General features: G+C 68.2%; 17 protein-coding genes and 1 other RNA gene. 6 read left to right on the top strand and 12 right to left on the bottom strand.

The genetic code is table 11. The annotated features are described in order from the left end of the window. Positions 1-9: 9 nt before the first annotated feature. Both ABT294_RS04280 and ABT294_RS04285 read right to left on the bottom strand, forming a co-directional pair. Entirely contained in the window at positions 10-864 is an 855-nt protein-coding gene (locus tag ABT294_RS04280; RefSeq protein WP_350803439.1) for an NmrA family NAD(P)-binding protein, read from the bottom strand. A 244-nt stretch (positions 865-1,108) separates the two neighbouring features. Then, on the bottom strand, positions 1,109-1,582 hold the full coding sequence (locus ABT294_RS04285) for a winged helix-turn-helix transcriptional regulator (RefSeq protein WP_350803440.1): 474 nt from the start codon (positions 1,580-1,582) through the stop codon (positions 1,109-1,111). 93 nt (positions 1,583-1,675) lie between these two features. Between ABT294_RS04285 and ABT294_RS04290 the strand changes: the two genes are divergently transcribed. Then, complete coding sequence (locus tag ABT294_RS04290) at positions 1,676-2,185, top strand: hypothetical protein (RefSeq protein WP_350803441.1); 510 nt, start codon at positions 1,676-1,678, stop codon at positions 2,183-2,185. A 208-nt stretch (positions 2,186-2,393) separates the two neighbouring features. Here ABT294_RS04290 and ssrA read toward each other — a convergent pair. From ssrA to ftsE, 5 genes are all read right to left on the bottom strand, one after another. Then, positions 2,394-2,776: a transfer-messenger RNA gene (gene ssrA, locus ABT294_RS04295) on the bottom strand. A gap of 289 nt (positions 2,777-3,065) precedes the next feature. After that, positions 3,066-4,925, bottom strand: a complete 1,860-nt coding sequence (locus ABT294_RS04300) for a penicillin-binding transpeptidase domain-containing protein (protein ID WP_350803443.1) — start codon at positions 4,923-4,925, stop codon at positions 3,066-3,068. Beyond that, entirely contained in the window at positions 4,922-5,389 is a 468-nt protein-coding gene (gene smpB / locus ABT294_RS04305; protein ID WP_350803445.1) for an SsrA-binding protein SmpB, read from the bottom strand. Before smpB ends, ABT294_RS04300 begins: the two co-directional genes overlap by 4 nt. A gap of 24 nt (positions 5,390-5,413) precedes the next feature. After that, entirely contained in the window at positions 5,414-6,322 is a 909-nt protein-coding gene (ftsX, locus tag ABT294_RS04310) for a permease-like cell division protein FtsX (protein ID WP_350803447.1), read from the bottom strand. Between the two features lie 20 nt (positions 6,323-6,342). Then, on the bottom strand, positions 6,343-7,032 hold the full coding sequence (gene ftsE / locus ABT294_RS04315) for a cell division ATP-binding protein FtsE (RefSeq protein WP_127939948.1): 690 nt from the start codon (positions 7,030-7,032) through the stop codon (positions 6,343-6,345). Between the two features lie 202 nt (positions 7,033-7,234). On the opposite strand from ftsE, the gene ABT294_RS04320 reads away from it, so the two are divergent. Continuing rightward, positions 7,235-7,426, top strand: a complete 192-nt coding sequence (locus ABT294_RS04320; protein WP_350803448.1) for a hypothetical protein — start codon at positions 7,235-7,237, stop codon at positions 7,424-7,426. On the opposite strand, the gene prfB is transcribed toward ABT294_RS04320, so the two are convergent. After that, the gene (gene prfB, locus ABT294_RS04325) at positions 7,412-8,527 is read right to left on the bottom strand and encodes a peptide chain release factor 2 (protein WP_350803450.1); all 1,116 of its coding nucleotides are present in this window, start codon (positions 8,525-8,527) and stop codon (positions 7,412-7,414) included. The genes ABT294_RS04320 and prfB overlap by 15 nt on opposite strands. 47 nt (positions 8,528-8,574) lie before the next feature. On the opposite strand from prfB, the gene ABT294_RS04330 reads away from it, so the two are divergent. Next, entirely contained in the window at positions 8,575-9,582 is a 1,008-nt protein-coding gene (locus ABT294_RS04330; protein ID WP_350803451.1) for a DUF8094 domain-containing protein, read from the top strand. A 51-nt stretch (positions 9,583-9,633) separates the two neighbouring features. On the opposite strand, the gene ABT294_RS04335 is transcribed toward ABT294_RS04330, so the two are convergent. From ABT294_RS04335 to ABT294_RS04350, 4 genes are all read right to left on the bottom strand, one after another. Beyond that, on the bottom strand, positions 9,634-14,505 hold the full coding sequence (locus ABT294_RS04335; protein WP_350803452.1) for an NAD-glutamate dehydrogenase: 4,872 nt from the start codon (positions 14,503-14,505) through the stop codon (positions 9,634-9,636). Between the two features lie 38 nt (positions 14,506-14,543). Next, complete coding sequence (locus ABT294_RS04340) at positions 14,544-15,347, bottom strand: tryptophan 2,3-dioxygenase (RefSeq protein WP_350803454.1); 804 nt, start codon at positions 15,345-15,347, stop codon at positions 14,544-14,546. Between the two features lie 99 nt (positions 15,348-15,446). Next, the gene (locus tag ABT294_RS04345; RefSeq protein ID WP_350803456.1) at positions 15,447-15,629 is read right to left on the bottom strand and encodes a zf-HC2 domain-containing protein; all 183 of its coding nucleotides are present in this window, start codon (positions 15,627-15,629) and stop codon (positions 15,447-15,449) included. Then, the gene (locus ABT294_RS04350; protein WP_350803457.1) at positions 15,629-16,183 is read right to left on the bottom strand and encodes a sigma-70 family RNA polymerase sigma factor; all 555 of its coding nucleotides are present in this window, start codon (positions 16,181-16,183) and stop codon (positions 15,629-15,631) included. Before ABT294_RS04350 ends, ABT294_RS04345 begins: the two co-directional genes overlap by 1 nt. A gap of 108 nt (positions 16,184-16,291) precedes the next feature. Here ABT294_RS04350 and ABT294_RS04355 point away from each other — a divergent pair, with 108 nt between their 5' ends. The 3 genes from ABT294_RS04355 to ABT294_RS04365 all read left to right on the top strand — a co-directional run bounded on the left by ABT294_RS04355 (position 16,292) and on the right by ABT294_RS04365 (position 19,265). After that, the gene (locus ABT294_RS04355) at positions 16,292-16,936 is read left to right on the top strand and encodes a DUF4142 domain-containing protein (protein ID WP_350803460.1); all 645 of its coding nucleotides are present in this window, start codon (positions 16,292-16,294) and stop codon (positions 16,934-16,936) included. Beyond that, complete coding sequence (locus ABT294_RS04360; RefSeq protein WP_350803461.1) at positions 16,933-18,381, top strand: DUF1996 domain-containing protein; 1,449 nt, start codon at positions 16,933-16,935, stop codon at positions 18,379-18,381. The genes ABT294_RS04355 and ABT294_RS04360 overlap by 4 nt, the downstream gene beginning before the upstream one ends. A gap of 104 nt (positions 18,382-18,485) precedes the next feature. After that, positions 18,486-19,265: a hypothetical protein gene (locus ABT294_RS04365; protein WP_350803463.1), complete on the top strand. Its 780-nt coding sequence runs from the start codon at positions 18,486-18,488 to the stop codon at positions 19,263-19,265. Positions 19,266-19,288 lie beyond the last annotated feature (23 nt).

The following is a 19,288-nucleotide window of genomic DNA, read 5'->3' on the forward strand; positions in this document are numbered from 1 at the left end:
ATCACCTGCTCACCGACGTCCCCGTGCAGGTGAGCCGCGCCGTTCAGGTTGCGTAAAGGTTGGCCGGGCACCCGCGTTGACGACCTCGGCGATCTGGTCTCGCACGGGGCGGGGCGCGGCCGGCAGGAGCGTGCTCAGGTCGGTGTCGCGAGTCACCAGGTACCCGGCCATGAGGTTGGAGAACAGCGAGAGCGTGTGTGTGATCTGGTAAGGCTCCAGGCCGCTGCCGGCCAGCGCCGCACGCGCGACGGACAGCGGGATCGGCTGGTAGTCGATCCGTCGGTCCAGCGCAGCGCTCAACGCCTCGGCGATGTCCTGGCCTCCGATCGCCTCCACGCCCCCCAGCTCATAGGTCTTGCCCGCGTGGCGGCTGCGGCGGCCCGCGGCCAGGTCGTGCTGGGTCTCGGCCGCGACCCGGACAGCGACGTCCGCCAGATCTTCCTTCGCCACGACCGAGACCTGCCCGGCGCCGAGGGCGGCGGCGAAGACTCCGGTCTCGGCGGCCGACTGGGCTGAGGCCACGGCCAGGCCCACGGCGACCTCGGCGTACAGGCCGTTGCGCAGGATCGTCACATCGAACGCGGCGCCGGCCATGCGCGTCTCGGTCCAGCGGTGCGGAAGCGCGATCGTCATCAGATCGCCGGAGCTCGCCAGGCTGGTGTAGTTCACATGCCGGACACCTGCCGCCTCGGCCGCGTTCACGACGGCGTCGTGGCGGGCGAGCACCACGTCGTCCTCGGCGTATCCGGCCGAGACGAACACGACGACGTCCACGCCCTGGAAGCCGTCGGTCAGCGAGGCGGGGTCGTCGAAGTCGATCCGGCGCGACGGCGCGCCGTCGCCTGAGCGGGTGCCGCCCACCACGTCGCCGCGACCACAAGCACGCCATCACGGCCGCCCGCAGCCGCTGGGACCAGGACCACCCGTAGGACGAGTCGCGGAGGAGATCCGCCGCCTACTCTCCCTTCTGGCTTGCGACCTCTGCCGTGCGCTCTACGGCGTCCCGTTCAACGGGCACTGTCGGGAGGCCGACCGTTTCGTCTCGACCGCGAACACCACAGCGTTCATCACGCCTGTCGGCCCGGCCGAATACGCCTTTCCGGCCTGATCAAACCATGCCCTCGGAGAGGGAGCCGGGCATTCCAGGCCCATGGACGACGTGAATCCCAGCCAGGTCGGCGACCTGCCCACAGTTGTCGCACGTGGTCTGCTCGGCGATCGCTCCACCGCAACCAGTGTGCCGATACAGGATAGGCGGGCCGTCGGGCGCCGCCCATCGGTCTCCCCACTGCGTGAGCGCGATGATCACGGGCGCCAGATCGAGTCCCTTCTGGGTCACGACGTAGCCGGCCCGATCGGGATGCTCTGCGCTGGACCGCCGTTCGAGGATGCCTGAATCGACAAGGCTGTCGAGACGCTTCGCCAGGACGTTGGTCGCGATGCCCAGGCGCTGGAAGTCGGCGAAGCGGGTCGCGCCCGCGAACAGGGCGTCGCGCACAATCAGCAGACTCCACCGCTCGCCGATGACCTCGAGCGCCCTGGCGGCGGAGCATACCTGTGTGTCGTAGGTCCTGCCCAACATGACGCCCACCCCCAACGAGACGCTTGCGTCAAGCAAGCATAGTCCCCTAGTCTCACTTTCATCACGCAAGTATGTTCCAGAGAGAGAAAGATCATGGACACCACCCCACTCCGCGACGCCTATCGCGCACTACTGGACGCTGCCGCTACAGTGGCCGACGCCAGCGGCACCAGCCCCGTCCCGCCGACCGGCGAGTGGAACGCCGACCAGATCCTGGCGCACGTCAGCATCGTCAACGCTGTCACCATCGCCGCCGCCAGCACTGTCTCGTCGGGCGCAAACACGACCTACGAAAATCGCACAGCGCACGACACCTGGACCATCGAACGCGTCATCGCGAACACCGGCGGCAACACGGGGCTCCGGAACCGAATCCACGCCCAAGGCGAGGTCCTCTGCGCACTCGGAGGACAGGTGTTGAGTGACGCCGAACTCGACACGCTGGTGCCCACACTGCTCCTGTCCGCCGGCACTGTCCTGGTCGATCAGCCGGTGCCACTGAGGGACCTCATCACGGGCCTGGCAGAAGTCGAGCTGCCCGGCCACGCCAAGCAACTCCTCGCCCTACTGCCGGACGACGCCGTGGCCGCAGCCACAACGTGACCGCAACCATCCAGCTCACACGGTCCCTCCAGACGAGCCGCGCCCAAGCCAGGGCAGACGCCCCAACAGACCCACTGGCACCACTCCTGCACGTCCACAGGCCCGAACACGCAAAACGGCGGTGTCCTGATGGACACCGCCGCTGCTACTGGCACCTCAGCGCTCCTCGCCACCGCTCTGGCAGAGCCGTGGTCGAGTAACGCCCCTTGGGTGGAGGTGGCGGGAATCGAACCCGCGTCCTTCAACCCCAAGACAGGGCTTCTCCGGGCGCAGCCTGCTGTGCTTTTCTCAGCCCCGGCGATCACGCAGGCGAGTCGCCGACGGGCTCAGCCACTGTTTGGTTTCCCGATCACCCCCGTGGCCGGGGAGTTCGGTTGAGCCTTCTGATGATGCCAGACACCGAGCCGAAGGCACTCTCGGGCTGACAGAGGTTCGCTACTTAGGCAGCGAGGGCCAGGGAGTCCTGGCCGACCTCAGCGTGCTTGTTATTGGCACTTATTGTTCGCGGTCACAGGATTAACGAGGTTATGTCCGCCGTCCTCGGCCCGCTTCACCTGACTTGCAAGGTCAAAGTCGAAGCCAGTCACCCCCTGTGCTGTTGTCAACACGCCCCCGAAGGGGCGAGCAACAAGAATGTACAACGGTTAACACCCTGGATGCCAACTTGATTCCCGCATGCCGAAACCCCCGGGAACGTGGCTCAGTTGCTCGCGCTCCCGGGGGTCGACCGGCAGGGTCGAGCCGGTCCGGACGGCAGGACTTCCCCCGAGATGAAGTCCTGTCGCATCACGGTGACCGGGTCCGCAACCCCCCGAGCGGGCCCAGTCATTCAGTAAGACGCAGCCGGTACACCGGATGGTTGCTCACCGCTACGGGGAAATCACGAAGGGTTGCCGAGCGCCTCGAAGAAGCTGCTGGCGACGACCGCCGGGTTGTCCTTCTTGGCCAGCACGGCGATGGCGACGTCCTTCTGCCAGCCGACGAACCAGCGCAGGGAGGCGTCCTCGCCGCCCGCTGACGACGACACGCCGTACACCTTGCCGTTGCCCGCCTGCGCGTGTGCGCTCGTCGCTCCGGCGCTCATCATCGCCTTCAGCGCCGTACGGACCTCGGGGGCGAGCGGTATCGGCTTGGGCGGCGCGCCGGGCACCACCTCGGCCGAGGAGCCCGGCTCCTTGGGGTCGGTGACGAGGACGGGCGGATGCCAGATTCCCGAGGCGGCCGCGCCTGCCACCAGCGCCATGCCGAGCGGGCTCATCTGGACGTTCTCCCCCACGATGGCCTTGGCCTTGTCGGCGTCGGTGGACAGTTCCGGCAGCGACCCGCTGTAGGACTTGAGCGGCAGCCGCCACGGCAGCCCCACGCCGAAGGTCGTGGCGCTCTTCGCCAGCTCGCCGGCGTCGACGCGGCGCGCCAGCGAGGCCAGCGCGGTGACGCAGCCCTTGGCGAAGTTGTCCTGGAGGGACGCCGACGGGCTGGTGACCTGGCCGGCCTGGACGAACCTCGCGCCACCCACGGTCCGCTCGCCCGGGCAGGCCAGCTTCAGCTTGGCGCTGACCTTGGACCTGACCAACGCGTCGGCCGCCACGATGGAGAACGCGGTGCCCGCCGGGAACTTGCCCGCGAGGGCGTCCTTCTCCTGGTTGTAGCCGTTCGCGCCGACCGCCAGGATCTCGCCCGTCTCCGGCTTGACCGCCACCAGCACTCCGGCCTCGGCGTCGGCGACCGCCTCGTCGGCGGCCCGCTGGATCTTGCTGTCGATCGTGGTCTTGACCTGGCTGTTCTGCCGCCCGGACCACTCCTGAAGCAGCGCGACCTGCTTGCCGGTCTTCAGGTCAAGGGTGATCACCTGGGTCTTGGTGGAGCCCGTCAGGTAGTCCTGGTAGGCCCGCTGGAGGCCGCTCTGGCCGATCGAGTCGCCGGCCCGCTGCGGGCCGCCGAGCTTGACCTCGTCCTCGGGGGTGAGGGAGCTGACCTTGCCGACGATGTCCTTGGGGGCGTCGGGCGCGACGGGCTGCGGCTGGGGCTTGACCGTGATCTCGGGGATCGCCTCCAGGTCGTCCTGGATGGCGGGGTAACGCCGGCCACCGAACGTGGCGAGCGAGACGAACTCGTCCGGCGGGGATGACCTGATCTTGCTCAGCAGCCGGTCCTGGGCGAACCCGGTGATCTTCGAGAGCGCCGCGACGACCTTCTCGGCCTGGCCCCCCAGCTTGGACGGCTGCACCTGCGCCACGTACACGTTGGTGTCGCGCTGGAGCGGCGTGCCGTGCACGTCGACCACCGGCCTGCGCGGCGTCGGGTCGGTGCGCACCGCGAACCGCTGCCCGTCCTTGAGCTGCGGGTGCAGCACGGACGGCGACCAGCGCACCTTCCACCTGCCGTTCACCAGGCGCAGCGGCAGCGCCCCGCTGTACTCCCACAGCGGGTTGTTCTCGCCCAGGTCGACCTCGGCCCCGAAGTCGGCGCGTGACTCCTCGCCGTTGAGGCTGATGCTCTTGATCTTGAAGCGGAACGAGGCCGCGTCGAGCTCCAGCTTGGCGTCGGCGAGCGCCTCGCGCACGACCGCGGGGTCGCCGTCGGTGCGTTCGGCGGCCAGGTCGTAGTCTTCCGACTGCCAGCCCACCAGGAAGTCGCGGACCGCGTCGTGCGGCGAGGACTCGTCGAAGCAGGCGGTCAGAGTCGTGCACGCGACCGCCAGGGTGACGGTCGCGGCAACGGTACGGCGGATGCGGCTCATCTGCTGCGGTGCCGCAGCGCCCGGGCCATCTCCCGCTTGGCCTGCTGCTCCGCCAGTGACTGGCGCTTGTCCCAGTCCTTCTTGCCTCGGGCCACGCCGATCTCGACCTTGGCCTTGCCGTCCTTGAAGTAGAGCGACAACGGCACGATCGTCAGACCGCCCTCTTTCGTCTTGGCGGCGAGCTTTTCGATCTCCTTGCGGTGCAGGAGCAGCTTGCGCTTGCGGCGGGCGGCGTGGTTCGTCCACGTTCCCTGTGAATATTCGGGGATGTGCACGTTCAGCAGCCACGCTTCGCCGCCGTCGATCGTGGCGTAACCGTCGGTGAGCGAGGCGCGACCCTCGCGCAGCGACTTCACCTCGGTGCCCTGCAGCACGAGCCCCGCCTCGAACGTGTCGTCGACGTGGTAGTCGTGCCGGGCACGCTTGTTCTGGGCGATGACCTTCCGCCCGGTCTCACGTGGCATGCTTCCGACTTTACCGGCGTTCCACTACACCCTGAGGTAGCGGCGAAGAGTGACGAACGACGCCAGCACACAGATCAGCACGCCGATTCCCATGGTCAGGCTGATGGTCTGGGCCACATCGTCCCAGCCGATGCTGCTGCTGGCCGCGAGAAAGCGGGCGAACTCCTCGAACATGAACACCTTCGCCACGATCAGCATGACCGCGGCGAACACGCCGCCGATCAGGCCGGCGATCACGCCCTCCATCACGAAGGGGAGCTGGATGTACAGGTTCGACGCGCCCACCAGCCGCATGATCCCGGTTTCGCGGCGCCTGTTGAAGGCCGACAATCGCACGGTGTTGCCGATCAGCAACGCCGCCGCGAGCACCAGGATGATCGCCACCACCAGGGCGGCGCTGCGCACCAGTTGGAGCATGTCGAAGAACCTGCCGATCAGGTCCTTCTGGTTGATGATCTGCGCGACACCCGGCTGGCCTTCGATCTGCTGGATGACCGGCTGGTAGTTGTCGGGATCCTTCAGCTTGACCCGGAACGACGGAGGCATGTCGTCGACTCCGGCCGCCTCCACAAGCGCCTTGTTCGAGCCGTAGGACTTCTTGAAGTTCTCGTAGGCGGCGACCTGGTCCTCGAACGCGACAGGGGGCTGCACTCCCGGCAGGGACTCGATCTTCGTCTTGAGGGCCTGCATCTGCTGCTGGGTGGCCGCCTTGCCCTTGCAGTCCGGGTCCGGAGTGGTCTTGGTGCAGAGGAAGACGGAGATCTGGACCTTGTCGTACCAGTAGTCCTTCATGAGGGAGACCTGGGCGTTGATCATCAGGCCGACACCCAGCATGGCCATGCCCACCGCCACGGTGATGACCACCGCGATCGTCATGGTGAGGTTGCGACGGAGGCCGATCCAGACCTCGGAGAAGATGAAATTCGCCCGCATGTTCTGTCAGCTGCTCCCTGTCAGTAGGCCTGGCCGTAGACGCCACGCGACTGGTCGCGGACGATCTTGCCGTCCTCCAGTTCCACGACGCGCTTGCGCATGGAGTCGACGATGGCCGCGTCGTGCGTGGCCATGACGACCGTAGTGCCAGTCCTGTTGATCCGGTCGAGCACCTTCATGATGCCGATGCTCGTCGCGGGGTCGATGTTGCCCGTCGGCTCGTCGGCCAGCAGGATCATCGGCCGGTTGACGAACGCTCGGGCCATGGCGACACGCTGCTGCTCGCCGCCGGACAGCTCGTCGGGCATGCGGTGCGCCTTGCCCTCCAGACCGACCAGCTCGATGACCTCCGGCACGACCTTGCGGATGAACCGCCGGGGCTTGCCGATGACCTCGAGCGCGAACGCCACGTTCTCGTAGACGTTCTTGTTGGGCAGCAGCCTGAAGTCCTGGAACACGCAGCCGATGCGGCGGCGCAGGTGCGGCACCTTGAAGTTGGAGAGGCGGGACAGATCCTTGCCTGCGACATGGATCGCCCCGGAGTTGGGCCGTTCCTCCTTGAGGATCAGCCGGAGGAATGTGGACTTGCCTGATCCCGAGGGACCGACGAGGAACACGAACTCGCCCTTGTCCACGTCGACGGAGACGTGGTCGAGAGCGGGCCTGTTCTGGTTGGCGTAGACCTTGGTGACATTATCGAAATGGATCACGAGAGCATCACGGCATGCCAGTCTAGGGGTCAGGACGGAAGCAAGGGTGGCACATGCCCACTTCCCGCCGCTGGCTATCGGGGGCGCCTTTCTTTACCAATGATCGACGTTCCGATTGGCCAGAGCACAGTCTAGGGGGAAGACTGGCATGGAACGTCCATAACGGAAACAAAACGATTGTGCGGCTACACTTGGGGCTGACATGAGTTGCGAACACCTCGTATGCGCGCAGTGCGCCCACCCCGTCATCGAGGGCCGCTGCCCCGTCTGCCGCGCCAATCGCGAGCGGATGCACAGTCACGGCTTCGCCGGGCTGTCACCCGCCGTGATCGTCGTGCTGCTGCTGGTCCTGCTCTTCGTGACGCTGGCGCTCAAGCACCTAAGCGGGCTCTGACTCCTGCCTGCGCATCCAGCGGATCTCCGCCTCGATGAACTCGTCGAGGTCGCCGTCGAGCACGGCTGACGGGTTGCCCGCCTCCGTGCCCGTACGCAGGTCCTTGACGATCTGGTACGGGTGCAGCACGTAGTTGCGGATCTGCGTGCCCCATGACGTGGTGGAGGCGCCGCGCAGCTCTGACATGCGCTCCGCCTCCTCCTGCCGCTTGCGCTCCAGCAGCTTGGCCTGGAGGACCGCCATGGCGCTGGCACGGTTCTGCAGCTGCGAACGCTCGTTCTGGCAGGAGACCACGATGTTGGTCGGCAGGTGCGTGATCCGAACCGCGGAGTCGGTGGTGTTGACGCCCTGACCGCCGGGGCCCGAGGAGCGGTAGACGTCGACGCGGATCTCGTCCTCATTGATGTCGATGTGATCGGTCTGCTCGACCACCGGGACGACGTCGACGCCGGCGAAGGAGGTCTGGCGGCGGCCCTGGTTGTCGAACGGGCTGATGCGGACCAGGCGGTGGGTGCCGTGCTCGCCGCGCAGCGTGCCGTACGCGTAGGGCGCCTTGATGGTGAAGGTCGCCGACTTGATGCCGGCCTCCTCCGCGTAGGACGTGTCGTAGACCTCGGCGGAGAAGCCCTTGCGCTCGGCCCAGCGCAGGTACATGCGCAGCAGCATCTCGGCCCAGTCGGCGGCGTCGACGCCACCGGCCTGGGAGTTGATCGTCAGGAGCGCCTCGCGGGCGTCGTACTCGCCCGACAGCAGCGTGCGGACCTCCATCGCGCCGATGTCGGACCTGAGCGTGGCCAGCTCCTTGTCGGCCTCCGCCCTGGTGTCGTCGTCGGCCTCCTCCGCCGCCAGCTCGTACAGGACGCTCAGGTCGTCGAGGCGGCGGGCCAGGCCCTCGACGCGGTTGAGCTCGCCCTGGAGGTGGGACAGCTTGCTGGTGACCTTCTGCGCCTGGTCGGGGTCGTCCCACAGGTCGGGGGCGGCCACCTGCTCCTCCAGCGCCTCGATCTGCTTACGCATCGCGTCGAGGTCGAGCACGTCCTGGATGCTCCGGAGCGTGCCCCCGAGCTCGTTGATCTCTTCTGCCGGATCGATGACTGCCACGTCTCCCAAGGGTACGCGACCCTCGCGCGCCCGAATAACATGGCGAGGTGCGTGTATATGGTCGGCGGAAGGCGCTGGCGCTCGCCGTCGGCCTGCTGGCCGGGGCGGTCGCCTGCTCGGGCACGCCGCAGCCCCCCTCCAGCCAGGTGGCGGCCACGGCGCGCGCGCCCATCCCGGTGACCCCCTCCCCCTCGCCGCTGGCGGTCACGCTGGTGGAGGCGGCCAAGGTCTTCGCCACCTTCACGGCCACCGACGACCTGCTGCGGGCAGGGGGCGCCCAGCGGCTGGCGATGGGGCAGTACCGCGACGCCGAGGCGCGGGTCACCTCGGCCGAGTTCCAGTCCACGAAGAACAAGCCGCCGCGTCACACGTGGGGGCCGCCGACCCTGTTCGTGCCGCGGTTCGCGCCCGACGAGAAGGCGCCCTGGTTCAGCGTGCTGGTCACCCGCGACGGGCTCCAGACGCTGCTGACGTTCGCCAAGGGCGACGACTGGCGGCTCAGCTCGGCCACCCGGCTGCTACCCGGCGAGGAGCCTCCGCAGATCGAGCTCGACGCCGAGGGGTACGCCACGGCGCTGCCGCCCGACGACAAGAGCGTCACGATCAGCCCGCAGTTCATGGGCCCGCTGCACGCCACGATCGCGGAGGCGGGTGCCGGTGGGGTCGCGGCCAAGCTGGTCGCCCCCGGGCCGTTCACGACCGAGGTGGCCACGCAGATCATGGCCGACCGGGAGAAGGCCAAGAACGACGGGTTCAGCTACGACTCGATCTTCAGCGCGGGCGACTTCCCCGTGTACACGCTGCGCACCACCGGCGGCGGGGCGCTGATCCAGTACGCGATGTCGCGAACCACCACCACGGTGAACAAGACGTCGAAGGAGTACATGCCGGTGCCCGACGCGGCCCGCTGGGCGATCAGCTCGGAGGTCCTCCGCCGCACCCTCAAGGTCACCGAGACCCACCAGTACGCGACCGCGGTCCCGCCCGGTAGGTCCCCGGCCGCCGCCCGCGTCATCGCCCACGACGGGGTGCTGACCGGCGCGGGCGGCGAGTAACCCGTCCCGGCGTCAGGCGCGGCTTCGGCGCCGCGCCCGACGCTCCGCGGGTCAGGGCTCCGCGTGGGGCAGGTTGCTGGCCGACACGAGTGTGCGGACGGCTCGCAGGGCCACGGAGAGGGTCGCGAGGTCGAAGTTGTCGCTCTCCCAGATCTCCGACAGCGTCTGCCTGGCTCGGTGGACCGCGGCCGAGTTGGCCTCCGACCAGCTGGCCAGGCGCTCCTCCGGAGGCAGGCCCGAGGTGCTGTGGGCCAGGACGTCCCGGGTCAGGGAGGCGTGCGCGGCGTACAGGTCGTCCCTGAGGGCCGAGCGGGCCATGGAGTTCCAGCGGTTGTCGCGCGGCAGCGCGATCACCCGCTCCCTGAGGCGGGCCAGCTGGAGGCGGTCGGCCAGGTCGAAGTAGACCTCGGCCACCTCGTTGACCGGCCGGTCCGCCAGCGACGCGATCTCCACCAGGTCGAAGGTGCTGTACGCGGGCACCATGGCCGCCACCCGCTCCGCCAGGTCCGCCGGGACGTCCCTGGCCACGAAGGAGTCGCGGCGCTCCTCGAAGGCCGCGAGGTCCGGGCCGGCGAGCATCTTCGGGACGTGCGTGAGCAGGCCGTTCACGCCCTTGACGAAGAAGTTCACCGAGACCGCCAGGTCCAGCGGCGGCCGGCGGTTGCCGAGCAGCCAGCGGGTGCCCCGCTCGGCGAGCTTGCGCGCCTCCAGGAGCATGGCGATCTGGGTGGCCGTGTCGACCTTGTTGTCGAGCTCCTCCACCTGCCGGTGGAAGCTCGGCAGGTCGAACACCTCACGGGTGACGAGGTAGGCGCGGACGATGTCGGGCACCGACGCGCCGGTCTCCTCCCCGAAGCGGTAGACGAACGTCGTGCCCATCGAGTTGATCATCTCGTTCACCACGCAGGTGGTGATGATCTCGCGGCGCAGCGGGTGGTTGTCCATGTACGACCTGAACCGCTCGCGCAGCGCCGACGGGAAGTACGACACCAGCCACGAGGCCAGGTACGGGTCGTCGGGCAGGTCGGAGGCGAGCACCTCCTGGTCCACCGCCAGCTTGGTGTACGCCAGCAGGACGGAGAACTCGGGCGCGGTCAGCCCGAGCCTGGCCTGGCGGCGCTCGGCGAGCGTCTTGTCGGACGGGAGGAACTCGAGCTCCCTGTTGACCAGCCCGTCGCGCTCCAGCCGCCGCAGGTACCGGGCGTGGATGTGCAGCATGTCCACGGCCTGGGCGCGGGCGGCGGCCAGGACCACGTTCTGCGCGTAGTTGTCGCGCAGGACCAGGCCGGAGACCTCCTCGGTCATCGAGGTGAAGACCTGGTTGCGCTGCTTGTCGGTCAGCTCGCCGTCGCGGACGACCTGGTCGAGCAGGATCTTGATGTTCACCTCGTGGTCGGAGGTGTCGACCCCGGCCGAGTTGTCGATGAAGTCGGTGTTGACCAGGCCGCCGTTGAGCGCGAACTCGATGCGGGCGAGCTGGGTGAAGCCCAGGTTGCCGCCCTCGCCGATGACCTTGCAGCGCAGCTCGGCGGCGTTGACTCGGAGCCCGTCGTTGGCCTTGTCGCCGACGTCCGCGTTGGACTCGGCGGTGGCCTTGACGTACGTGCCGATGCCGCCGTTCCACAGCAGGTCCACCGGGGCCCGCAGGATCGCGCTGATCAGGTCGTTCGGCGCCAGCGAGGTGATCCCGGCGGGGATGCCGAGCGCCTCGCGCATCTGCGGTGTGATCGGGATCGACTTGGCGGTGCGGGCGAACACGCCGCCGCCCTGGGAGATGAGCCCGGTGTCGTAGTCGGCCCAGGAGCTGCGTGGCAGGTCGAACAGCCGCTGCCGTTCGCTGAAGGAGCGGGCGGCGTCGGGGTCGGGGTCGACGAAGATGTGGCGGTGGTCGAAGGCGGCGACGAGCCGGATGTGCTGGGAGAGCAGCATGCCGTTGCCGAAGACGTCGCCCGACATGTCGCCGATTCCGGCCACGGTGAAGTCGGTCGTCTGGACGTCCACGCCGGTGGTGCGGAAGTGGTACTTGACCGACTCCCAGGCGCCGCGGGCGGTGATGCCCATCGCCTTGTGGTCGTAGCCGATCGAGCCGCCGGACGCGAACGCGTCGCCCAGCCAGAAGCCGTACTCCTTGGCCACGCCGTTGGCGATGTCGGAGAAGGTGGCGGTGCCCTTGTCGGCGGCGACCACCAGGTAGGGGTCGTCGCCGTCGTGCCTGACGACGTCGGCGGGCGGCGCCACCTTGCCGTCGACGAGGTTGTCGGTGACGTCCAGCAGGCCGGAGATGAACGTCCGGTAGCAGGCGACGCCTTCGGCCATCAGCTCCTCGCGCCCACCACCCGCAGGCGGACGCTTCACGACAAATCCGCCCTTGGAGCCGGTGGGCACGATAACGGTATTTTTCACCATCTGGGCCTTGACCAGGCCGAGGATCTCCGTCCGGAAGTCCTCCATCCGGTCCGACCAGCGCAGCCCGCCCCTGGCCACGTTGCCGAAGCGCAGGTGCACGCCCTCCACCCGCGGCGAGTACACGAAGATCTCGTACTTCGGCCGCGGCAGCGGCAGCACGCTGATCGCCTGCGAGTCGAACTTGAGCGAGATGTACGGCTTGCGACGGCCGCCCTCGGTCTGGAAGTAGTTCGTCCGCAGCGTCGCCTGGATCATCTCCAGGTACGCGCGCAGGATCCGGTCCTCGTCCAGCGAGGCGACCTCGTCCAGGGCGCCCAGGATCTCCTCGTGCAGCGCGTCCATCAGGTCGACGCGCACGTCGTCGGAGCGCCTCGGGTCCAGCCGCGCCTCGAACAGCCGCACCAGCAGCCGCGCCAGCCGCACGTTGTTGGCGAGCACCCGCTCCATGTAACGCTGGGAGTAGGTGGTGCCCGCCTGGCGCAGGTACTTGGCGTAGACGCGCAGGATCTCGACCTGCTCCCAGGTCAGCCCGGCGACCAGGATGAGCGAGTTGAAGTTGTCGGCCTGCACGTCCCCCTTCCACAGGGCGGTGAGGCCGTCCTGGAAGAGCCGCTTGAAGTCGTTCCTGTCGACCTCCTCGGACGGCGTGTAGCGCAGCCCGAAGTCGTAGATCCAGGCGTTCCTGGTGCTTCGCTCGTTGTCGATGTCGATCTCGTACGGACGCTCGTCGACGACCTCGACGCCGAGCCGCTGGATCAGCGGCAGCGCCTGCGACAGCGAGATGGGCGAGCCGATCTTGTAGATCTTCAGCCGCCGCTCCCCCTCTGCGGCGTCATACGGCTCGTACAGGTTGAGCTCGACCTCGTCGTCCCCGGCGCCGTCGAGCTGTTCCAGGCGGCGCAGGTCGACCACGGCCATCTTGGGCGGGAAGTCGGCCTTGTAGCCCTCCGGGAAGGCCGACTGGTAACGCCGGACCAGCTGCGGCGACTCCTCCTCCGAGGTCATCTCGGTGATCGCCTCGGCCAGGTCGTCCTCCCAGGAGCGGGTGACCGCGGCCAGCCGCGCCTCCAGCTCCTCGACGTGCTCGCTCGGCGCGGGAAGCTGCTTGCCCCGCTCGCCGCGCACCACGACGTGCAGCCTGGCCAGCGCGGACTCGCCGATCATCGCGCTGTAGTCGAGACCCGTGCCGCCCAGCGCCTTGAGCAGCACCTCCTGCATCTTCAGCCGGACCTTGGTGGTGTACCGGTCGCGCGGCAGGTAGATCAGGCAGGAGATGTAGCGGCCGTAGTCGTCGCGCCGCAGGAACAGCTTGACCTGCTTGCGCTCGCGCAGCCGCAGCACGCCCAGCGCGATCGGCAGGAGCTGGTCGAGCGAGGTCTGGAACAGCTCGTCGCGGGGGAACGTCTCCAGGATCTCGATGAGGTCCTTGCCGTCGTGGCTGTCGGCGGTGAGCCCGGCCCTGTCGAGGACGTCGGCCAGCTTGCGCCTGAGCACGGGGATGCGGGAGATCGACTCGTTGTAGGCGACGTGCGTGAACAGGCCGAGGAAGCGGCGCTCCCCGATCACCTCGCCCTCCGGCGAGAACAGCTTCACCCCGATGTAGTCGAGGTAGGCCGCGCGGTGCACGGTCGCCCGCGAGTTGGCCTTGGTGATGATCAGCAGGCGCTTCTCGCGGGCCTTGGCCCGCACCTCGGGCGGCAGCACGGAGAAGCTCTCGGAGCCCATCGTGTCGTGGCGCAGGATGCCGAACGCCTGGCCGGGCAGCGCGCGCAGCGCGTCGCCCTCGTCGGTCTCCTCCAGGCGGTACTCGCGGTAGCCGAGGAAGGTGAAGTGCCCGTCGGCGAGCCAGCGCAGCAGGTCGAGGCTGTCCTCGACCTCCGCGGGCTCCAGCGGCGGCGGGTTCAGCGTCAGGTCCTCGGCGGTCTGGACGGCCAGCGCCCGCATCTTCGCGAAGTCCTCGACCGCGTGCCGCACGTCCGACAGCACCCGCTGCAGATCGGCTTCGAGCTGCTTGAGGACGCCCGGCTCGGCCTGCCTGTCGATCTCGATGTGCATCCACGACTCGGCCATCAGCTGACCGGTGACGTCCTCCTGGCCGCGGCCCAGCATCCGGCCCGTCATGTCGCGGCGGACCCGCATCTGCGGGTGGACCACCAGGTCCATGCCGATGTCGTACCGGTGGAGCTCCATCGTCACCGAGTCGACCAGGAACGGCATGTCGTCGGTGACCACCTCCACGACCGAGCGCCCCGGATCCCACCCGTTCTCGTCGAGCGTGGGGGTGTAGACGCGGACCAGCGCCCTGCCCTGCGGGCGGACCTCGGCCAGCTGCCTCTGCGACATCGCGGGACCGTACACGTCGACCGGGTTGCGGTCGAGCAGATCCTCCGGCGCGGTGTGCCGGTAGTAGGTCCGCAGAAAGGACAGCGCTTCATCGGGGCTCACGTGGTCGCTGCTCATCGCGCACTGTTGCGCGACTCTCTGGAGCAGCTCGTCCTTGGCCTCGTCGAGCGGCATTTCGCTCTCACTCCTTTGTGAGGGTTTGCCATACCTGTTCATAGCCAGGTTCTCAGCTCCCACAGCAGTGGGAAGTAGTGCAGGCGCGTCCTGCCGCGCAGGTAAGGGGCGCCGGTCGAGCCGCCTGTGCCGGACTTCGTGCCGATCTGCCGCTCGACCATCTGGACGTGCCGCGCCCGCCACTGCGCGGCGGTCTCGTCGTGCGTCAGCAGGTCTTCGGCCAGTTGCCACAGGTCGTCGTGTGACCGGCGGTCTCTCGCCACGGTGAGCAGCGAGCCCATGATCTCGTCGTCGGAGACCGGCAGGCCACGCTGGGAGAGGGCGGTGAGATAAGCATCCCACAGGGAGGGCTCGTCCAAGCGGCGGCGCAACCTGTCGATTTCGGTGTCGCTCGCGTCCCGCAGCCTGCTCAGGTAGCTCGGGTCCTTCAGGCCGGACAGGTACTCAAGCTCGCGGAACTGCACCGACTGGAACCCGCTGGCGGGAGCCAGCTTCTCGCGGAACGCCATGAAGTCCTGGGGCGTCATTGTCTCCAGGACGTCTACCTGCTGGATCAGCACCCGCTCCACCGCGTGCACGCGCCTGAACTGGTGCCTGGCCAGCCACAGCTCGCCGCGGAGCATGGCGTCGCGCGCCACCTCCAGCTCGTGCAGCAGAAGCTTGAACCAGAGCTCGTACACCTGATGGACGGTGATGAAGAGCAGCTCGTCGGGGGCCTCCGACTGGGGCTGCTGCTGAGCGAGCAGCTCGGGCAACCGAAGGTAGCCGCCGTAGAACAACCGGCCGCCTTCTTCACCGAACCGCCTGTTCGGGGGGACGGCCGCGCCAGCGTCTAGCCCCACCGGGCACCTCCCCCGCCTTGCCCGCCGTCCATCTGGACGGTCACTCGCCTTACCGCTTTGATACCACCCGAAAAGTGCACGAACGTCAACGTGACATCGTCATCGGGGGTCGTCTCCGGTGGCGGAGGGAACGCTCCTGAGCTCGTCGAGCCGCCCGGGAACCGCGGCCAGTTCCACGAGCTCAGCCTGGCAATCCTCGCAGTGGTCGAGGTGACGCTCGAACGCCTCGTGCTCTTCGACATCGAGGACGCCAAGGACGTAAGCGGCCACCTCTTCATGCATCAGCCGGCTACCCCCTTGCCCCGCAGCTGTTCACGGAGAGCGCGAATCCCGTAGTAGAGCCTCGACTTCACCGTGCCGGGCGGGATCCCCAGAATCTCCGCCGCCTCACTTATCGTACGGTCCCTAAGATAAGTCTGCTCGATGACTTCTCGGTGTTCTTCGGACAGGCTGCGTAACGCCTCGGCGACCACGATCGCCGATAACGCCCGCTCCGACCCGTCGGGGACGGCGAGCATGTCCACTTCCGGAGGCTCGACCTCATGAGGCCGAACGCTCTTTCTGCGGCGCCCGTCAATCACGATGCGGCGGGCCACGGTCAGTAGCCACGCCCAGATAAGGCTCGGTTCCCATTGCAGTCTTGCCGAGTTACGCCAGGCACGGACGATCGTCTCCTGCACGACGTCCTCCGCCCATTGAAGATCGTTTCCGGTCGACTTGCGTACGTGGCGCAGCAGAGGGCCGCCGAACTCCTGGTAGAGAACCGCGATGCGGTACTCGGCCTCGGCATCCGCACTCTCGAACCTGCCGTCGAGGTGACCTAGCACGGGGCACATCTTTACACCTTTGTTATCAGTCGGGGAGCAACTCCGATAACTCCAGTCATTTCTAACTATCTCTGGGGTTGGCTGAACCACCTCGGATATGTCCGCGTACCTCCGATCATGCGCAGGCTTTTACGCGGCGAGATCATCATCTTCGGCGGGTTCGCCCTGGCGGCCGTGGTCGCGATTCTGCTGGTCATGCCCCCTGCGGGGACGACCGCCAGCATCGACTGGACCAGTACGTCGTCCGGCCCGCTGGGGCCGGGCGACCGGGATCTGCTCGTCCGCGTGCGGCAGGCCGGGCTGTGGGAGATTCCCGCCGGCCAGTGGGCCCAGGAGCGGGGCGAGTCCGAGACGGTGAAGAACGTCGGGATGCACCTGGTGGAGGACCACACCAAGCTCGACGTGGCGACCCGCGCGGTCGCGGCCAGGTTCGGCGTGCCTCTGCCCGACCAGCCCAACGCCGACCAGCAGCGCTGGCTGGCCCAGCTCGCCTCCGAGAACGGCAAGGCCTTCGACAAGGACTTCGCGGACCTGCTGCGCGCCGCGCACGGCAAGGTCTTCGCCGTGGTGGCCGACGTGCGGGCGGGCACCCGCAACGCCGAGATCAGGAAGTTCGCCCAGCAGGCGGTGACGGTGGTCATGAAGCACATGACGCTGCTCGAGTCCACCGAGCTGGTCGACTTCGACCAGCTACCCGAGCCCTTGACTCCCTCACCCGCTCCACCCGCCCCGACGGCGGTCGATACAAGGAGACAACCATGAGGAGATCCAGACGCATGGCCGCGGCCGTGTCCGCCTTGGCCGTGGCGGCGGGCGGGCTGGTGTCCGCGGCCGTCATCGGCGTCAGTCCGGCCTTGGCCGACCACTGCGACCCGGCCCAGCAGGGCCAGGAGCAGCAACAACGCCCCCAGCAGCAACGGCAGCAGGACCAGCAACAGCAGCCACAGGACCAGGGCCAGGACCAAAGCCAAGATCAGGGCCAAGATCAAGGACAGGAGCAGGGCCAGGACCAGCAGCAGAACGGCGACCAGCAGCAGAGCCAGCAGCAGAACCGGAACGGTCAACAGCGGACCGACGACCAGCGGACCGACGACCAGCGGATCGGCGACCAGCGGATCGGCGACCAGCAGGGCACGCAGGACCAGCAGCGCTTCCAGGATCCGCGGCAGGGTCCCGACGAGCAGGCCGCGCCGACTCAGCCGCCGTCCGACCAGGAGCAGTTCACCCCCTCGGACGACCCGACCCAGTCCTTCCGGACCAGGAACCGCGGCCGCGGCCAGCGCCCGACGCCGTCAGCCTCCCCCTCGCCCACCGCGAGCGACGACCACAACGAGTGCGCCGACCTGGGACCGTTCCTGAAGGACTTCGTCGACATCCGCCAGGTCCCGGCCAACGGGAACCGCGACACCTTCGCGGACCGGAACGGCTCCAGGGGAACGTTCGTCTCCGCCTGCGGCACGAACCGCAACGGGCACAACAACCCGGACAACTTCATCGTCGCCCCCGGCGTCAGCAACGGCGCCCACCACCTGCACGACTACGTGGGCAACCTGTCGACGAACGGCTTCTCGACCGACGAGAGCCTGGCAGCGGCCGGGACGACCTGTCGGTTCGGTGACAAGTCCACCTACTTCTGGCCGGTCCTGCGCGACCGCAAGGTGGACGCCAACGACACCGACCCGGACGGCAACGTCGGCCAGGTCGTGCGGGCCCGGTCGGTGACGCTGGAGTTCCGCGGCAACGCGCAGTCGAAGGTCGTGGCGATGCCCAGGTTCCTCAGGTTGCTCACCGGCGACGCGAAGGCGGCGACCAACGGCGGGGCCAACGCCCGAGCTCAGTGGACGTGCACCGGGTTCACCAACAGAATTTCCACCGATAAATACCCACTTTGCCCGCGCTTTTCCCAAGTCGTTCGTATCCTTGAGTTTCCAAGTTGCTGGGACGGCCAGAACACCGACAGCGCCAATCACCGCACGCACGTGGTCTTCCCCGACCAGGGCGGCGCGTGTCCGCAAGGCACCAGGGCGATACCTCAGCTCCAGATGATCCTGACCTACCAGGTGCCGCAGGGACCGTCGTACGCCGTAGACGCATTCCCGGAGCAGCTGCACAACCCGGTCACCGATCACGGCGACTTCGCCAACGTGATGCCGGACCGGCTGATGGCGTTCGTAGTCAACTGCATCAACCGGGGTCGCCGCTGCTGAGCTGACCCCGGCCTCGTCCGAGCCCCGCTCACCAGCCGGTGGGCGGGGCAGCTGAAGGTCCGACCCCCCGAGTCGCACCCTCAACCGACCTTCGGAGGGAATTGATGCTCCACAGACGACAACCCCGGCACGCCCCGAGCAAGCTGGACACGAGGCACGTCCGGCTTGGGGTGAGCACGTCGATCACCGCCGTGCTGTTGTCGGTGTTCGCGCTGACCAGGACCGAGCGCGGCGCCAGGGTGCTCGGCCAGGCAGTGGGCTTCCTGGAGTTCTACCTGGGCGTGTTCGCCCTGGTGACACTGACCGCGACGGTCGCGCTCGGCCTGATCACCACAGAACGCGTCTTCCTCTCGCCGGCGAACCGGGTCAGGGCGCAGTTCGCGCATCGGGGTGCCGCGCTGCTCGGCATGGCCTTCCTGGTCTCGCACATCTCGTTCATGGTCACCCTGGGGCACGCTCCGGTCGGCGCCGTGGTGGTGCCCGTCGCCGGGATCTACGTCGGGTTCGGGACGATCGCCTTCGACCTGATGCTCGTGGTCTTGCTGACCGGCGTGCTGCGCGGCCGGTTCGCCGAGCGGGGCGCCCCGTGGCTGTGGCGGCTGCTGCACAGCCTGGTGTACGTGGCCTGGCCGGCCTCGATCGCGCACGGCATGACCGCCGGCCGCCCACCGGCCGACTGGGTGCTCTGGTCCTACCTCGCGTGCCTGGCAGCGGTCGCGTCCGCGCTGCTGGTCCGCGTGGTCGCCACATACCTGAGGTCGACGGCCGTGCCGGAGGCCGTGGGCGCGCCGGTGCTGAGCGAGGCGCCGGTCGAGCGTCCGGTGGAGGTCAGCGCGCCGGTCAGCCTGGCCGCGGCGCGGCGGAAGTTCCGGGAGGCGGGATGACGCGGCAAGGGACGTCCGGAAAG

Origin of the sequence: Nonomuraea sp. NPDC000554 (assembly GCF_040300065.1) — a bacterium.
Lineage (GTDB): Bacteria > Actinomycetota > Actinomycetes > Streptosporangiales > Streptosporangiaceae > Nonomuraea.

Bases quoted from the DNA above. Each gene is read 5' to 3' on its own strand.
- ABT294_RS04360 (WP_350803461.1), top strand. From the start codon at position 16,933: ATGAGGAGATCCAGACGCATGGCCGCGGCCGTGTCCGCCTTGGCCGTG.
- ftsX (WP_350803447.1), bottom strand. From the start codon at position 6,322: ATGCGGGCGAATTTCATCTTCTCCGAGGTCTGGATCGGCCTCCGTCGC.
- ABT294_RS04365 (WP_350803463.1), top strand. From the start codon at position 18,486: ATGCTCCACAGACGACAACCCCGGCACGCCCCGAGCAAGCTGGACACG.
- smpB (WP_350803445.1), bottom strand. From the start codon at position 5,389: ATGCCACGTGAGACCGGGCGGAAGGTCATCGCCCAGAACAAGCGTGCC.
- ABT294_RS04335 (WP_350803452.1), bottom strand. From the start codon at position 14,505: ATGCCGCTCGACGAGGCCAAGGACGAGCTGCTCCAGAGAGTCGCGCAA.
- ABT294_RS04320 (WP_350803448.1), top strand. From the start codon at position 7,235: ATGAGTTGCGAACACCTCGTATGCGCGCAGTGCGCCCACCCCGTCATC.
- ABT294_RS04355 (WP_350803460.1), top strand. From the start codon at position 16,292: ATGCGCAGGCTTTTACGCGGCGAGATCATCATCTTCGGCGGGTTCGCC.
- ABT294_RS04345 (WP_350803456.1), bottom strand. From the start codon at position 15,629: ATGCATGAAGAGGTGGCCGCTTACGTCCTTGGCGTCCTCGATGTCGAA.
- ABT294_RS04350 (WP_350803457.1), bottom strand. From the start codon at position 16,183: ATGTGCCCCGTGCTAGGTCACCTCGACGGCAGGTTCGAGAGTGCGGAT.
- ABT294_RS04300 (WP_350803443.1), bottom strand. From the start codon at position 4,925: ATGAGCCGCATCCGCCGTACCGTTGCCGCGACCGTCACCCTGGCGGTC.
- ABT294_RS04285 (WP_350803440.1), bottom strand. From the start codon at position 1,582: ATGTTGGGCAGGACCTACGACACACAGGTATGCTCCGCCGCCAGGGCG.
- ABT294_RS04290 (WP_350803441.1), top strand. From the start codon at position 1,676: ATGGACACCACCCCACTCCGCGACGCCTATCGCGCACTACTGGACGCT.